Annotated in this window: 2 protein-coding genes; both read left to right on the forward strand. The window is 42.2% G+C overall.

Annotated elements, in window-relative coordinates; all coding sequences use genetic code 11:
* Nucleotides 1–202: 202 nt before the first annotated feature.
* Nucleotides 203–529, forward strand: a complete 327-nt coding sequence (locus tag J07HQW2_RS13990; RefSeq protein WP_021056234.1) for a hypothetical protein — start codon at nucleotides 203–205, stop codon at nucleotides 527–529.
* Between the two features lie 266 nt (nucleotides 530–795).
* Nucleotides 796–1,296 carry a heavy-metal-associated domain-containing protein gene (locus tag J07HQW2_RS13995; RefSeq protein ID WP_021056235.1) on the forward strand — a complete coding sequence of 167 codons (501 nt, stop codon included), beginning with the start codon at nucleotides 796–798 and terminating at the stop codon, nucleotides 1,294–1,296.
* The last annotated feature ends 66 nt before the right edge of the window (nucleotides 1,297–1,362 follow it).

Here is a 1,362-nt window from a genome sequence, read left to right on the forward strand (position 1 = left end):
TCCCCACGACCGATCTCATACTCACTGGATCGCACGGAAATCAATGTCATACTCCGGACCATCATCTCAGACATTATATCACATATTGAGCGCTAGCGGCGTTAATACTACGCTTATTTCGACTTATTTGATTTCCCCGTACATAATAATAGACATCATTTTCCAATTTGGTTTCTTATTGTTGTATAACCTCTAATATATCATGTCTCTTGATACAATAATTATCACCAACACCGCTGCGGAGAAGTCCAAGCGATATCTAAGTAGCTCTCAACTCAAGAAAGTACTCAGAGAGGAGACTGGCTATATTTGTCGACAGGCGTCTCCAAATCACGATGGACTATACGCTGATAATAAGTTCATCATGCGTGGCGATTTCTTTGGACAATCGCTTGATATCATCTTTGCCGTTGAGGATGATCACATTGTTGTGATAACACAAATGTCACAACACTCAGATAGCCTTCGTGGACGATTCTATGAATTTATTGGATCCTCGGTGACAGCCGCAATCGAATACGCGAACTAACTGTTTATGTTTATCTTTGATCCGTGTATCCACAGGAAGCTGACGCTAGTGTATACGAGACTCAAGTATCTGCCTCAGAATTTAAAATGAAGTAGGGTAGTGCGAGTATTCCCTTACATATATGAGAGGGAAATCACGAACAGTATGAAACGGTATATCCAGATTTAATAACTCAGCATACCATTGTTATTGAAGTATATCATAAAATACGCTCTAAATAGCAGTCGATTTAATAAGTCTATGGCAACTACCTCACGGTAACGACTATGCATGATTCGGAATCCACCGATAGTACTGATATACCGCCGGATGATGCTTCTACAACCCCTCAACACAAAGTAGAAGACACAGACCAACTCTCCCAGTCAGTTAATAACCCAGATGTGACTCAGTTTTCAATTCCAGCGATGGATTGTCCATCCTGTGCACAGAAGGTTATCAACAGCGTCAGAAAATTAGATGCAATCCAGAATATCGACTCACAAGTAGCAACCGGAGTGCTCACAGTATCATATGAGAGTGGGGAGGTCACTCCCGATGCGATAATTAGTCGGATTCAACAGGCAGGATACGGTGTGGAAAATACGAGTGAGACGACATCAGAGTTCACAGTCCCGGAAATGGACTGTCCATCGTGCGCTAATAAAGTTGAAAATGCGCTTGATGACACCCATGAGATCATTGCGCACGAAACACGACCAACGACTGGAACTGTCATAGTTCGATATAATTCGGTTAACTCAGTGATGCTGATATCATCGACGTAATTGCGGCTGCTGGATATGAGATCACAGATAGTCAGATGCTGCGTCATAGTCACAAACAACTGATGA

It is taken from the genome of Haloquadratum walsbyi J07HQW2 (assembly GCF_000415985.1).
GTDB classification, from domain to species: Archaea; Halobacteriota; Halobacteria; order Halobacteriales; family Haloferacaceae; genus Haloquadratum; species Haloquadratum walsbyi_B.

Excerpts from the sequence above, each read along its gene's own strand:
- J07HQW2_RS13990 (WP_021056234.1), top strand. The coding sequence starts at position 203 with ATGTCTCTTGATACAATAATTATCACCAACACCGCTGCGGAGAAGTCC.
- J07HQW2_RS13995 (WP_021056235.1), top strand. The coding sequence starts at position 796 with ATGCATGATTCGGAATCCACCGATAGTACTGATATACCGCCGGATGAT.